Source organism: Mesorhizobium sp. M2A.F.Ca.ET.039.01.1.1, from assembly GCF_003998035.1.
Classification (GTDB): Bacteria; Pseudomonadota; Alphaproteobacteria; order Rhizobiales; family Rhizobiaceae; genus Mesorhizobium.
In genome coordinates, this window is sequence record NZ_RZRY01000105.1 from 1 (window position 1) to 13,634 (window position 13,634).

Consider the following 13,634-nt stretch of genomic DNA (forward strand, 5'->3'; position numbering starts at 1 on the left):
GGGATGACGAGCCTGGCTGAAGGCCAGAAAATCAACTTCGAGATCGAGAAGGACCGCCGCACCGGCAAGTCCGCAGCTGGGTCTCTGAGCAAGGCAGCCTGATTTGGCTTAAGCATTTTGCCGCGAGGCTTAACCGCCGAGCGCCGCGAAATGCGAGTAAGTAAGGCGCGCGCCGGACGAAGGTTCGGGGCGCGCGGCAAGTCACGGATGTACTGACGGTCGCGCGATAAGCGCGCCGGAGCGGAAAGACCGACAAGCTGGAACAGCAGATAGCTGCCAGCCCGGACCGGACGTTCCCGATCAGGCTACCGGCACAGGAAGGCGGGCAATGCCCGCCTTTTTTGTTGTCTGGATTTTGGAGCAGCTTTCTTCTCCCCGTTCACGGGGAGAAGTGCCCGGCAGGGCGATGAGGGGCAGCGCCGACATTTCAGAACTGCCCATTTTGACCAGCTTAGAAAAGATGGCGCCGCCCCTCATCTGGCTGCCGCCATCTTCTCCCCGTGAACGGGGAGAAGGACGCTGTCACTCACGCTTTCGCCAATCGCCGGCTTCAGTGGGGCAGCCACTCGATCGGCACATGCCCCTTGTCCGCCTCGACCCGTTTCAGCCAGGCGGCGACGGCCGGATAGGCCTCGATCTGGAACCCGCCCTTCTCGGCGGTGTGGGTATAGGCGTAGAGCGCGATATCGGCGACGCTATAGGCATTGCCGGCGAAGAATGCGTTCTGCTCAAGATGCTGGTTCATGACGCCCAGCGCCTTGTTGCCGCGCTCCAGCGTTAGCGCCAGCCGCTCCGGCGTGGCGTCCTTCGCCCGTTCCGGAAAGGTCAAAAGCGCCTTGCGCACCGCGATATAGGGCTCATGGCTGTATTGTTCGAAGAACAGCCATTGGTAAGCCAGCGCGCGTTCGTATTTGTCCGGCGGCAGGAAGCGCGTTCCCTCGGCGAGATAAAGCAGGATGGCGTTGCTCTCGGCGATGCGCCTGCCGTCGTCGAGTTCCAGCATCGGCACCATCGCGTTCGGATTCTTGGCAACGTAGTCGGGCTTGCGCGTCTCGCCGGTATGCGAGCTCACCTCGACCCGGGTAAAGGGGATGCCGAGCTTTGCCATCAACAGCCGCGGCTTGTAGCAATTGCCGCTGTCGGCCATGTCGTAAAGGATCATGCCTCGTGCCCTCTCGAATCTCCTGGAACGCTCTAACGCGCGCGGCCAGGTCGCATCCAGTGATTTGTTTTTGCGAAAAACCATCAGCGACGCTGATAGGTTTTCTTTGGCATCAGCGTTGCTGGTGGGTTTTCTTGGCATCAGCGTTGCTGATGCAGGGGCACAACCTTGTTGCCGGCGTCGAGCAGGGCATCGACGGAAAGCGGCTCTTCCTTGAAGATCGTACCTGCGAGCGCCGGGCGGGCGAGATGGAAACCCTGCAGCAGGTCGGCGCCGCCCTCGAGCGCGACGCGCAGGTGCTGGGCATTCTCGATGCCCTCGACCAGCACTTTTGCGCCCCGCTCCTGCAACATGCCCACCAAGGGCCGGAAGAAGCGCTCGGCGGCGGCGTGGCGGCAGAGCGCGCCGAACCAGGCGCCGTCGATCTTGACGATGTCGGGCGCAAGCAGCTTGATGCGCGCCTCGGTGGAATGCCCGGTGCCGAAATCGTCAATGGCGATACGGATGCCGTCGCGCCGCATTTCACGCACCAGGCTGGCAAGAACGTGATCGTCCGCCGCCTGTTCGGTGATCTCGCAAACCAGCAGGGCCGGCTCCAGCTCGAAATCGCCGAGATGCCTGGTCATCAGCCGGATTTCGGCCAGCGCCCGCCCGAGATGATCGTTGATCATCGGATTGTAGTTGAAGAACAGCGTGAGTCCCTCGAGGCCGATGTTGCGGTAATTGCCGAGATGCAGCATCCGGCACATCGTTTCGACGAACAGCCGGTCGGATGCGGGAACGCCGCCGAAGAAGATCGACGGAGCCACCGGCTCGGCGATGCGGCGCGGCTCGATCAGCCCCTCGACGGCGACCGCCCTGAGCATCCTGTCCTCCGGCGCGAAGATCGGCTGATAGGCGCTCCACAGCCGGAAATCGCCGTAAATGCCGAACTGAAGGCCGATCTCGTCGGCGAAGATCGCCTTGGCGACGTTGCGCCGCCTCTCCTGGCTTTCGTTCATGGCGCGACCTTGCGCCCGAATACCCTTGCCGGCCGCGACCGCTTCGCCGGAGCCGCAGGGCTTGCGGCAGCCGACACCGTGCTCTGTTCAGCCGGAGGCTGCGCGAAGACGCGAAAGCTGGTGGGAGCAAGTTCGGGCCGGGCAAGCACATAGCCTTGCACCATGGAAGCGCCGGCTTTCTCGGCAAGCTCCAGTTGCCAGCCTTCCTCGAGACCTTCGAAGACGGTGTGGATGCCCTGGGTTTCGAAGCCCCGAACCATCGCCGTCAGCAACGCGAAGCCGGCGCCGGACTCCATCAGATGCGTGATCCATAGGGCATCAAACTTGACGATGTCGGGCTTCAGTTCCTGGATCCGGTGGATGTCGGATTCATCGGCGCCATAGTCGTCCACCGCGATGCGGAAGCCATTGGCCCTCAGCGCCTCGACAAAATCGTAGAGCGCTTCCTGCGAGGCCGACTTCTGCTCGGTAACCTCGCAGACGATGCGGCGCGGATCGATACCGGCCTCGTGCAGCACCAGCCGCATATCGCGCAATGCCTTGTCGGCAATGCCGCGATCGGTGAAGACCGACGGGTCGAAATTGATGAAGATCGACGCCTCCTGCGGCAGGCAGGCGCCGGCGTTCAGAAGATGCAGCGTGCGCGTCAGCGACTCGATATGCAGCCGGTCGGCCGCCGGGCAGGTGCCGAAGAACGCCGCCGGCGACTGCGGCTCGCCGTCGCGGAACGGCCGGATCAGCCCTTCGAAGGCGGCGACTGAAAGCTTGCCCTCCTTGAAGGCGAAGATCGGCTGGAACGCGCTTTGCAGCGTATAGATGCCCCAGACACCGGTCGAGGTGCCGTCGTCATGACGGATGATGTGGGCAAGCCCGATGCTGCGCGACAAGGTTTCTCGCTCCGCGAATTGGCGCAATCCGATCTGCGATCCTGCCAGTCAAGGGTTTACCGGCCGTTGATGAATTTAGCGTTGCTGCGCACGCAGGCTGACTTTGGTCACGCCTCCTTGACCTCTGGCTCATCGCACAATGCTTGCGCTCCGCGCCATCATGCGACATGAGAGGCGCCGCGGCCGCTCCTGGCCGCTTCCCTAGGAGACTTTTTGTCATGGCCTTTCTCGCCGACGCCCTTTCCCGCGTTAAGCCTTCCGCGACCATCGCGGTGACGCAGAAAGCGCGCGAGCTGAAAAATGCCGGCCGTGACGTGATCGGCCTCGGTGCCGGCGAGCCGGACTTCGATACGCCCGACAACATCAAGAACGCGGCGATCGAGGCGATCCGCCGTGGCGAGACCAAATACCCGCCGGTGTCGGGCATCGTGCCGCTGCGCGAGGCAATCGCGAAAAAATTCAAGCGCGAGAACAATCTCGATTACCGGCCGGAGCAGACCATCGTCGGCACCGGCGGCAAGCAGATCCTGTTCAATGCCTTCATGGCGACGCTGAACCCCGGCGACGAGGTCATCATCCCGCGTCCCTACTGGGTGAGCTACCCCGAAATGGTGGCGATCTGCGGCGGCACGTCGGTCTTCGCCGACACCTCGATCGACAACGGCTTCAAGCTCACGGCCGAGGTGCTGGAAAAGGCAATCACGCCGAAGACCAAATGGCTGCTGATGAACTCGCCGTCCAACCCGTCGGGCGCCGCATACACGGAGGCAGAGCTCAGGGCGCTGGCCGATGTCCTGCTCAAGCATCCGCATGTCTGGACGCTGACCGACGACATGTATGAGCATCTGACCTATGGCGACTTCGTCTTCAAGACCATCGCCGAGGTCGAGCCGAATCTTTACGAGCGGACGCTGACGATGAACGGCGTGTCGAAAGCCTATGCCATGACCGGTTGGCGCATCGGCTACGCCGCCGGCCCCGTGCCGCTGATCAAGGCGATGGACATGATCCAGGGCCAGCAGACCTCGGGTGCCTGCACCATCGCGCAATGGGCCTCCGTCGAGGCGCTCAACGGCCCGCAGGATTTCATCGCGAAGAACAAGGCGATCTTCCAGGGCCGCCGCGACCTCGTCGTCTCGATGCTCAACCAGGCGCGCGGCATCTCCTGCCCCTCGCCCGAAGGCGCCTTCTACGTCTATCCGTCTTGCGCTGAGCTGATCGGCAAGAAGACGAAGTCGGGCAAGGTGATCGACACCGACGAAGCCTTCTGCTCGGAACTGCTCGACGCCGAAGGTGTGGCGGTGGTGTTCGGCTCGGCCTTCGGCCTCGGTCCGAATTTCCGCATCTCCTACGCGACCTCGGAAACCTTGCTGGAGGAAGCCTGCACGCGCATCCAGCGCTTCACCGCGTCGCTGACCTAAACGGCCGAGAAGCTCCGAACGCGAAGAACCCGGCGTCACGCCGGGTTTTTTGTCAGAGGCTTGTCTCAGCCGCCATATTGCTCCGGTGTCACCGCTTCCAGCCACTCCGCATGGACGCCGTCCATCGCCTCCTGCATGGCGATATGGGTCATGGCGGTTTTCCATCCGGCGCCATGCCAGTGCTTCTCGCCCGGCGCGAAGGAGATGACGTCCCCTGCCCTGATCGTCTGGACCGGCTCGCCCCAGGTCTGGGCAAGTCCGGCGCCGGCCGTGACATAGAGCGTCTGCCCAAGCGGATGCGTGTGCCAGTAAGTGCGCGCGCCGGGCTCGAAACTGACCAGCGTCGCCCTCAGCCGCGCCGGCGTTTCTTTCTCGATAATCGGCGTCTGCAGCACCCGCCCGGTGAAATAGGCCTCCGGCGCGATGATCGTCGGCACGCTGCCGCACGCAATGATCTTCATCGTTCAGATCCTCGAACTCGTTGGTTGAACAAGGGGCCGCGCTCGGCCTCTCGTGGAGCAGTCTCCTCCTGCGGAGAGGCCATTGCAACGGCTTTGGGATGTTGCCGGCGCGGCAGCTCCGGTTGCGCGCTCAGGCACTAGCATTTTCTATTTTAGAATGTCTCAATACCGTCATAAGTCATTGCTTTTTAACCATAAAATCGCCGCCTCGATCCAGCCGCCAGAGAACAGGTCAAGACGATCGCCGCGCTCAGCGTTTGTTAACGGCTGAGGTTCTAGCGATGGCGCGTGCTGTGGGGGCGCGGACATGAGTATCTTGGCGACAATCAAGGATCATAGCGGCCGTATCTATCGCGGCATCCAGGCTCTGCTCGTGATGAGCATCGCAGCCACCGGGCTCGCGGCTTTCGCGCTGACGGAGAACGCTTCCCGCGCCGGCGCGCTGACGATGTCGGCAGCATCGACCCTGATGGCGCTTCTGGTCTTGATGTATATGCGCTCGAGCGTCGTCCAGCGCCTGCAATCGGCGGAGGATGCCGAAGCCGAGAAGCACCGCTTTCTCACCATCGATGCCATGACCGGCGCCATGACCCGGCGCTATTTCATCGAAGCGCTGCGCGACCGGCTGGGCGGCTTGCGCAACCGTCGCCAGGCAAGCCTGCTTCTGATCGACCTCGATCATTTCAAGCAGCTCAACGACACGTTCGGCCATCAGTTCGGCGACCTGGCGCTGGCGCATCTTGTCAGCGAAACGCAGCGCATCTTCGAGGACGGCGCCATCGGCCGGCTCGGCGGCGACGAGTTCGGCGTCATGGTTCCGCATGGCGACGTCGCCGTCATCAACAAGGACGTGCGCCGGCTGCTCGATGCGATGCGGGCCGGCAAAAGACATGAAGGCAAGATCATTCCGCTGTCGATCTCGGTGGGGGTCGCGCTTGCGCCGCTGCATGCCTCGAACGGTGCTGAGTTGATGCTGCTGGCCGACCTTGCGCTCTACGAAAGCAAGGCAGGCGGCCGCGGCCGCGTCACCGTCTTCGACGAGGAGATGCTGTCGGACAAACGCTATCGCCGGCTGGTGGAACGCGAGCTGCGCGCCGCGATCTATCTCGGCGAGCTGGAACTGCACTACCAGCCGATCGTCGATCCCGACGGCTCGGTCGACGCGCTGGAGGGATTGATCCGCTGGCGCCATCCCGTGCGCGGCTTGATCTCGCCGGCGGAATTCATCCCGATCGCCGAGCGCTCGACGCTGATCGACATGATCGGCGAATGGGTCTTCAAGCGCGCCTGTACCGATATCGGGCATTTTCCCGGACGGCGCATCTCGATCAACGTCTCCGGCGAGCAGCTGAAGCGCGACGAGATCGTGACGATGTGCGATAGGATCCTGCGCGAAACCGGCCGGTCCGCCTCGCAATTCATCATCGAGATCACCGAGACGGTGGCGACGGCCGCGACGCCGGAGGTGCTGAGGCGCCTGGAGGCGCTGCGCGGCCTCGGCTTCCCATCGCGCTCGACGACTTCGGCACTGGACATTGCGGTTTTAACTATCTGAAGTCGCTGCCCATCGACAGCGTCAAGATCGACCGCTCCTATATCCGCAGCCTCGCCCATGACCAGGTGGCGCAGATCTTCGTCTCGGCGCTTGCCCAGATCGCTCGCATCCAGGAGATCGCCATCGTCGCGGAAGGCGTCGAGACCGAGCAGGAATTCAGCCTCGCCCGAACGGCCGGATGCAGCCGCTTCCAGGGCTATTTCTTCGGCAAGCCAGCGCCACGCGACAAGGCAAGCGCCTTGTGTGTCGCCGGCCGCGAGCCGCTCGCCCTCACGGCCTGACAAACCCAAGCCGGCGAAAATCCTATTTTTCTTGCCCTCCCGGCGAACCCGTGTGACGATGGCCTTGGGAAGGGGTGGATAAAACCCACCCGCGACGGCCGAACAGGCCGGCCGCCGCTCTGCACAGGGTGCGATCGGAGCAAAAACCGGTTTCCACTTTTGCTGATCGCTCTCTTGGGAAACGCCTGAGTGGAGGTCAGCCATGGGTACTCGCGCCGGAGGACGACGCACGGGACCGAAATGCATCGCCATAGTCGGTCCCTTTGCAAGCGGTAAGACGACACTTCTCGAAGCAATCCTCGCCCGCACGGGCGCGATACCCCGCCAATCACCCGTTTCATCGGGCAACACCGTCTCCGATCATTCGCCCGAAGCCCGCGCCCACGCCATGAGCGTCGAGGCCACCTTCGCCACCACCGATTTCATGGGCGAGCAGATCACCTTCGTCGATTGCCCCGGCTCCATCGAATTCGCCTTCGAGGCCGAACCCGTGCTTGCCGCTTGCGACCTTGCGGTCGTCGTCGCCGAGGCCGACGAGAAGAAGATCCCGGCACTGCAGCTGATCATGCGCAAGCTCGACGATCTCGCCATTCCGCGCATCCTGTTCCTGAACAAGGTCGACAAGGCGATTGCGGGCGTGCGCGAGACGCTGAAGATGTTGCAGCCGGCAAGTTCGGTACCGCTGCTCTTACGCCAGATTCCGGTGCGCAAGGACGGCATCGTCATCGGCTCGATCGATCTGGCGCTGGAGCGCGCCTACATCTATCGCGAATACGCCGAAAGCCAGGTCGCCGAGATCCCGAACGACGACAAGGCGCGCGAGCTGGAAGCGCGTTTCTCCATGCTGGAAACATTAGCCGATCACGACGATCACCTGATGGAGCAATTGCTGGAGGAGATCGAGCCGCCGAAGGACGCGATCTTCGACGATCTCTCGGCTGACCTGCGCGCCGGCGCGGTGACGCCGGTGCTGATCGGCACGGCCGAGAAAGGCAACGGCGTGCTGCGCCTGTTGAAAGCCATTCGCCACGACGCCCCGGATATCGAGGCGACGAGGAAGCGCCTCGGCGCGCCGGAAGGCCAGACGGTGGTGCAGGTGATGAAGACCATCCACACCGCGCATGGCGGCAAGCTTTCGGTGTCGCGCGTGCTTTCAGGCCAGTTGGCCGACGCGGCCGAGCTTTTCCTGTCCAACGGCGACACGACGAAGGTCTCCGGCCTCTACAGGATGCTCGGCAAGGACCAGATCAAGCAGACATCCGCCAAGGCAGGCGACACCGTCGCGCTCGGCAAGCTCGACAACGTCAAGACCGGCCAGACGCTGAGTTCGGCCAAGGGCGGCATCCGGCCACTGGTCACGCTCGAGCCGCCGCAGCCCGTCTTCGCCTTCGCGCTTCGCCCCAAGGAGCGCAAGGACGAGGTCAAGATGTCGGCCGCGATCCAGCGGTTGGCCGAGGAGGACCCTTCGCTCAGCCTGCGTCACAATCAGGATTCGGCCGAGACCGTGCTGTCGGGCCACGGCGAGATGCATCTGCGCGTTGTGCGCGAGCGCCTTGAGGGCAAGAACCAGATTCCGATCGAGGGCCATGCCCCGGCGGTGCCCTACCGCGAGACGATCCGCAAATCGGCGCAGCAGCGCGGCCGCCACAAGAAGCAGTCCGGCGGCCACGGCCAGTTCGGCGATGTGGTGATCGAGATCAAGCCGCTGCCGCGCGGCTCCGGCTTCCAGTTCTCCGACACCATCACCGGCGGAGTGGTGCCGAAGACATACATCCAGTCGGTCGAGACCGGCATTCGTGACTATCTGAAGACCGGCCCGCTCGGCTTTCCGGTCGTCGACGTCGCCGTCAACCTGTCGGACGGCTCTTACCATGCGGTTGACTCTTCGGACATGGCCTTCCAGATGGCGGCCAAGCTCGCGATGAAGGAAGGCATGGCCGCCTGCTCGCCCGTCCTGCTGGAGCCGGTGATGAAGGTCGAGATCGTCACGCCTTCCGACGCGACGTCGAAGATCATCGCGCTGATCCCGCAGCGGCGCGGCCAAATCCTCGGCTATGACGCGCGGCCCGACTGGCCGGGCTGGGACGTCGTCGAGGCGACCATGCCGCAGGCCGAAATCGGTGACCTGATCATCGAGCTGCGCTCGGCGACCGCTGGCGTCGCCAGCTACAGGGCCGCTTTCGACCACATGGCCGAGCTCACCGGCCGGCTCGCCGACGAGGCGATGAACGCCAACGGCAAAGCCGCCTGAACAGGTCGGAGTGCCTGACGGGCTGTCCGCTGAAGATATGAAAACGGCGTCCGGTTCGCCCGGACGCCGTTTCAATTGCGGACCGTCTTCCTGGGAGGCAACGGCTGGTCCGCCGCACCCGGACAAATGGTTCGGACGCGGTAGCTGCCTGAGCCCGGCCATTTCGAGTGATGCCCCCATCTCTCGAACCGACCAACCGCGTCCTATGCTCTAGTTAAACCATAGACTGCGTCCGCGACATGTTACCCGATGTTACATGTCACTGTTACGTGTCGGATTCGGCCGTGTTTTTGCCGGCCCGAAGGCATGCGGGCAACAAAAAAGCCGGATCAATAAAGATCCGGCTGAGTTTGATTGGAAGTGCCGATTAGGGCTAACCTCCAGAGGGGAACACTCGAGGGCGCTAATGGGAGGAGAACGCGCCCTAGAGATGCCACTATATATGTGCTCATCATGCCCAAGAAACAAGCATCTATTTTGCAACACACGCATGCAAAAAGACGCAGGCTGTGGTCCAACCCATTCCAGAAAGCCATAGGACCAGGAAAATCGCGGGTTTCAAGCTGCTTCCTGATCTAAAGTGACTGCTTAAATGCCAAATCAAGCCGATTTTGCTCCGAAATACAGGCGACTCGGCAAATGATGCCGATTTCGGCATGCCGAGATTATTTTTGCGGCAGGAGATCGATGATGCGGACTTTTTCAGCAATCGCCGGCAGCGCCCTGTTTCTGGTCGTCGCGCCGGGCGTTGTCGCCGGACTGATGCCCTGGCTGCTGACCGACCATTATCGCAAACCTCTGGCGACTGCGCCGGGCTTCGTGGCCGCGGGCTCCATTTTCGTGATCGGAGCAGCTGCGATCCTGCTGCACGCCTTCGCCCGTTTTGCCCTCGAAGGGCTGGGCACGCCCGCCCCTGTGGCGCCGACGGAGAAACTGGTCGTGGGCGGCATCTACCGCCACGTCCGCAACCCGATGTACGTGGCCGTGCTGGCGATCATCCTCGGCCAGGTTCTGATCTTTTCAAGCTGGCCGGTGCTGCTCTATGGCATGATCACCGCGGCTGCGATGGTCTCGTTCGTCAATATCTATGAAGAGCCGACGCTCGCCCAGCGCTATGGCGAAGAATATGAAGTCTACCGACGCGCCGTGCCCGGCTGGCTGCCCCGCCTCACACCCTGGCGCGGGCAGTAGTCTCGGCCGGGCATTCAGTAAGACCAGCTGCGCGCCTTGGCGATAACGAAATCGCGAAAAACGTGCAGCTTCGCCTGGTTCTTCATCGCATCGGGATAGGCGAAATAGGTGTCGAAGGACGGCACCTCGGTCTCCGGCATCAGCTGCACCAGGTTCGAGTCCTTGTTGATCACATAGTCCGGCAGCATGGCGATGCCCGCGCCGCCCTGCACCGCCCGCTTGATCGACAGGATGTCGTTGATCTGCAGCGTCGGCACCCGCTGCGCGCCTTCGAAATCGCCGACTGTCTCCAGCCAGTTCAGCTCCGACAGATGCGAAGGCACCGGCACGCCGAAGGTGACGATGCGATGGTTCCTGAGCTCAGCGATCGAGGCCGGCCTGCCGAACTTGGCGATGTAGGACGGCGCCGCGTAGAGGTGGAAATGCACCGTGAACAGCCGCCGCTGGATAAGGTCGGGCTGCTGCGGCTGGCGCAGCCGGATCGCGCAATCGGCCTGGCGCATGGTGAGGTCTAGCTCCTCATTGGCCAGGATCAGCTGCAGGCTGATCTCGGGATAGAGCTCGATGAATTCCTGCACGCGCTCGGTCAGCCAGCCGGCGCCCAGCCCCACCGTGGTCGTCACGCGGAGCACGCCCGACGGCCGGTCCTTGGTCTCGGTCAGCCGCGTCTTGATGGTTTCCAGCTTCATCAGCACGTCATGCGCCGTGCGGAACAGCATCTCGCCCTGCTCGGTCAGCACCAGGCCACGCGCATGACGGTGGAAGAGTGCGACGCCGACATCATGCTCGAGCGCGCTGACCTGCCGCGAAATGGCCGATTGCGACAGATGCAGCGTCTCGGCGGCATGGGTGAACGACCCAGCCTCCGCCGCTGCGTGAAATACGCGTAGCTTGTCCCAGTCCAGCGCCATGATTCCCCTCGCGTTGCATTTGGCGTCTGAATGAAAAATCAGGCTTTTAAACGGCTTTTTTCAGCCGATTTGTCACTCCGCCGCTTCGCGGTGAACCTCGATGCCGGCCAGATATTTTTCCGCCTCGAGTGCCGCCATGCAACCAAGCCCCGCGGCCGTCACCGCCTGGCGGTAGACATCATCGGTGACATCGCCGGCGGCGAACACGCCGGGCACGTCGGTGCGAGTCGAATCGGGTGCCGTCCACAGGTAGCCGTTCGGCTTCTGCTTCAGCTTGCCGACGAACAGCTCGACCGCCGGCGCATGGCCGATCGCGACGAACACACCGTCGACCGGCAGCTTCGATTCCTGGCCGGTCACGACATTGCGCAGCGTCAGGCCTTCGACGGAAGGCGGCAGCGGCGCCTTACCCGGACGTCCGGTGATCTCGTGCACCACCGTGTCCCAGATGACGCGGACATTGTCCTTCGCAAGCAGCCGCTCGCGCAGGATGCGCTCGGCACGGAAATCGTTGCGCCGATGGATGACGGTGACGCTTTTCGCGAGGTTCGACAGATAGAGCGCTTCCTCGACCGCGGAATTGCCGCCGCCGACCACCGCCACGTCCTTGCCGCGGTAGAAGAAGCCGTCGCAGGTGGCGCAGGCCGAAACGCCGAAGCCCATGAAGGTCTGCTCGGATGGAATGCCCAGCCACTTGGCCTGCGCGCCGGTGGCGATGATCAGCGCGTCCGCCGTGTAGACGGTGCCGGAATCGCCGGTGGCGCGGAACGGCCGCACATTGAGGTCGACCTCGGTGATGATGTCGTTGACGATATCGGTGCCGACATGCTCGGCCTGCGCCAGCATCTGGCTCATCAGCCAAGGTCCTTGGATCGGATCGGCGAAGCCCGGATAATTCTCGACGTCGGTGGTGATCATCAACTGGCCGCCCTGCTGCAGGCCGGCGACCAGCATCGGCTTCAGCATGGCGCGGGCGGCATAGATCGCCGCCGTGTAGCCGGCCGGGCCGGAACCGATAATGAGAACGGGCGCATGTTTGGTGTTCATGAAAGTCCCCTGCGGCGCAAAGCCGTGGTTTTGTCGAGGTTAATGTAAGGGTTGCAAACCATGGCAGCAAGACGAACGGACCGTCGTCCCCGGAAAGCTGCCGTCAGCCGGATATTCGCAAAATCGCAGCTTTTGTTACCTCTAAAAATCGCGTCGGTGAGGGGCTGGCGCGGACACAAAAGTCGTTTAATTACAAATTCGCGAAAGATTCTTGCGCAAGAGCCGAGACAGCCATGCCGCTCAAAGCCGACCTCGACGCCATCGACTGGAAGATCCTGCGTGAATTGCAGAGCGACGGGCGCATGACCAATGTCGAATTGTCGAGCCGGGTCGGCATCTCGGCGCCGCCCTGCCTGCGCCGCGTCAGGCGGCTGGAAGAAGCCGGCATCATCCGCGGTTACCGCGCGCTTCTCAACGCGCCGGCGCTCGGCATGGATGTCGTCGCCTTCTGCCTGATCGGCCTGCACCATCAGGCCGATGCCGAGTTGAAGACCTTCGCCGAACGCACGCGCGGCTGGCCGATCGTGCGCGACGCCTGGATGGTGTCGGGCGAATCCGATTTCCTGCTGCACTGCGTGGCAAGCGACCTTGGCACCTTCCAGACCTTCGTCATCGAGGAACTGGCTTCGGCCCCGAATGTGGACACGGTGCGCACCGCCTTGACCATCCGCCGCGTCAAGGATGAGGGGCTGGTGGCCTTTCAAACTTGATGTGCCGTTTCCGGAAATTCCGCTGCAGAACAACAGGCTTAACTTCAGGTCTTGAATCAACCTGCGATCAAAGCGATCGTATCGCAGTGAGCAGTCCACCAAGGTCCGTTGCGTCGCGCAACGGCAACACCGAAAGCCCGCCCATCATCGAGCCTTCGCCGTCGACAAGCCAGCCACACGTGAGGCCGGCGCGCTGGCCGGCTTCCATATCCGCCAGCTTGTCGCCGACGATCAGTGATCGTTTCAAGTCCAGGCCGAGCTGCCGGCCCGCCTCCAGCAGCATGCCTGGATTGGGCTTGCGCATCGGATGATCGGCCATCGCCAGTAGACCGGTGCCGGTCTCGTGGTAGGCGCAAGCCAGCACCATGTCGACAAACGCGTTCTGTTCAGCCAGCAGGTCGAGCACGCGCCCGTTGACCCGGGCGAAAGCGTCCCAGCCGAAATAGCCGCGCGCGATGCCGGACTGGTTGGTGACGACAACGACCGGAATGCCGCGCTGGTTCGCGGTCGCGATGACCGGCGCGATGCCATCGCGCAGCGCCATGGTCGCCGGATCGTCGGGATAGCCGGTATCCAGATTGATCGTGCCGTCGCGATCGAGGAACAGCGCCGGCCGGCCGGCCGGAAAGCTCCGGTCACCAACCCGCTCGACCCAAAGGCCTGGCCCGGCCAGCGGAAAGCCTTCGCTCTCAGCCATTGCTGAGACGCGCTTCGACCGCCTCGCACAGATGGTGGTAGAGGCAGAGATGCCCCTGC

14 protein-coding genes and 1 pseudogene are annotated in these 13,634 nt (G+C 63.1%); 7 read left to right on the forward strand and 8 right to left on the reverse strand.

Annotation, left to right across the window (positions count from 1 at the left end):
* A pseudogene (locus EOA24_RS42940) lies at positions 1 to 102 on the forward strand (cold-shock protein); the annotation flags it as partial.
* A 198-nt stretch (positions 103 to 300) separates the two neighbouring features.
* Here EOA24_RS42940 and EOA24_RS41540 read toward each other — a convergent pair.
* From EOA24_RS41540 to EOA24_RS11160, 4 genes are all read right to left on the reverse strand, one after another.
* Positions 301 to 477, reverse strand: coding sequence for a hypothetical protein (locus EOA24_RS41540; protein ID WP_189342122.1), 177 nt, complete (start codon positions 475 to 477; stop codon positions 301 to 303).
* Between the two features lie 73 nt (positions 478 to 550).
* The gene (locus EOA24_RS11150) at positions 551 to 1,162 is read right to left on the reverse strand and encodes a glutathione S-transferase family protein (RefSeq protein WP_127409794.1); all 612 of its coding nucleotides are present in this window, start codon (positions 1,160 to 1,162) and stop codon (positions 551 to 553) included.
* A 140-nt stretch (positions 1,163 to 1,302) separates the two neighbouring features.
* The gene (locus EOA24_RS11155) at positions 1,303 to 2,163 is read right to left on the reverse strand and encodes an EAL domain-containing protein (protein ID WP_126081719.1); all 861 of its coding nucleotides are present in this window, start codon (positions 2,161 to 2,163) and stop codon (positions 1,303 to 1,305) included.
* Positions 2,160 to 3,050 carry an EAL domain-containing protein gene (locus tag EOA24_RS11160; RefSeq protein WP_126081718.1) on the reverse strand — a complete coding sequence of 297 codons (891 nt, stop codon included), beginning with the start codon at positions 3,048 to 3,050 and terminating at the stop codon, positions 2,160 to 2,162. Before EOA24_RS11160 ends, EOA24_RS11155 begins: the two co-directional genes overlap by 4 nt.
* Before the next feature lie 218 nt (positions 3,051 to 3,268).
* Here EOA24_RS11160 and EOA24_RS11165 point away from each other — a divergent pair, with 218 nt between their 5' ends.
* Positions 3,269 to 4,471 (forward strand): pyridoxal phosphate-dependent aminotransferase, encoded by a 1,203-nt coding sequence (locus tag EOA24_RS11165; RefSeq protein WP_126081717.1) that lies wholly within the window; start codon positions 3,269 to 3,271, stop codon positions 4,469 to 4,471.
* A gap of 65 nt (positions 4,472 to 4,536) precedes the next feature.
* Here the strand turns inward: EOA24_RS11165 and EOA24_RS11170 are convergent, their stop codons facing one another.
* Entirely contained in the window at positions 4,537 to 4,932 is a 396-nt protein-coding gene (locus EOA24_RS11170; protein WP_126081716.1) for a cupin domain-containing protein, read from the reverse strand.
* 316 nt (positions 4,933 to 5,248) lie between these two features.
* On the opposite strand from EOA24_RS11170, the gene EOA24_RS11175 reads away from it, so the two are divergent.
* From EOA24_RS11175 to EOA24_RS11185, 4 genes are all read left to right on the forward strand, one after another.
* Positions 5,249 to 6,487 carry an EAL domain-containing protein gene (locus EOA24_RS11175; RefSeq protein ID WP_281059485.1) on the forward strand — a complete coding sequence of 413 codons (1,239 nt, stop codon included), beginning with the start codon at positions 5,249 to 5,251 and terminating at the stop codon, positions 6,485 to 6,487.
* Positions 6,488 to 6,498: 11 nt separating this feature from the next.
* A complete protein-coding gene (locus EOA24_RS43870) occupies positions 6,499 to 6,768 on the forward strand; it encodes an EAL domain-containing protein (RefSeq protein ID WP_281059486.1) in 270 nt (89 codons plus the stop codon).
* A gap of 202 nt (positions 6,769 to 6,970) precedes the next feature.
* A complete protein-coding gene (locus EOA24_RS11180; protein ID WP_126081715.1) occupies positions 6,971 to 9,019 on the forward strand; it encodes an elongation factor G in 2,049 nt (682 codons plus the stop codon).
* A 690-nt stretch (positions 9,020 to 9,709) separates the two neighbouring features.
* Positions 9,710 to 10,210: an isoprenylcysteine carboxylmethyltransferase family protein gene (locus EOA24_RS11185; RefSeq protein ID WP_127257716.1), complete on the forward strand. Its 501-nt coding sequence runs from the start codon at positions 9,710 to 9,712 to the stop codon at positions 10,208 to 10,210.
* 14 nt (positions 10,211 to 10,224) lie between these two features.
* Here the strand turns inward: EOA24_RS11185 and EOA24_RS11190 are convergent, their stop codons facing one another.
* Both EOA24_RS11190 and trxB read right to left on the reverse strand, forming a co-directional pair.
* The gene (locus EOA24_RS11190) at positions 10,225 to 11,121 is read right to left on the reverse strand and encodes a LysR family transcriptional regulator (protein ID WP_127409795.1); all 897 of its coding nucleotides are present in this window, start codon (positions 11,119 to 11,121) and stop codon (positions 10,225 to 10,227) included.
* A 72-nt stretch (positions 11,122 to 11,193) separates the two neighbouring features.
* On the reverse strand, positions 11,194 to 12,168 hold the full coding sequence (gene trxB / locus EOA24_RS11195; RefSeq protein WP_126081713.1) for a thioredoxin-disulfide reductase: 975 nt from the start codon (positions 12,166 to 12,168) through the stop codon (positions 11,194 to 11,196).
* A 233-nt stretch (positions 12,169 to 12,401) separates the two neighbouring features.
* On the opposite strand from trxB, the gene EOA24_RS11200 reads away from it, so the two are divergent.
* Positions 12,402 to 12,878: an Lrp/AsnC family transcriptional regulator gene (locus EOA24_RS11200; protein ID WP_126081712.1), complete on the forward strand. Its 477-nt coding sequence runs from the start codon at positions 12,402 to 12,404 to the stop codon at positions 12,876 to 12,878.
* Between the two features lie 67 nt (positions 12,879 to 12,945).
* Here EOA24_RS11200 and EOA24_RS11205 read toward each other — a convergent pair whose 3' ends face one another.
* Positions 12,946 to 13,575, reverse strand: a complete 630-nt coding sequence (locus EOA24_RS11205; RefSeq protein WP_126081711.1) for an HAD family hydrolase — start codon at positions 13,573 to 13,575, stop codon at positions 12,946 to 12,948.
* Positions 13,576 to 13,634: the final 59 nt, after the last annotated feature.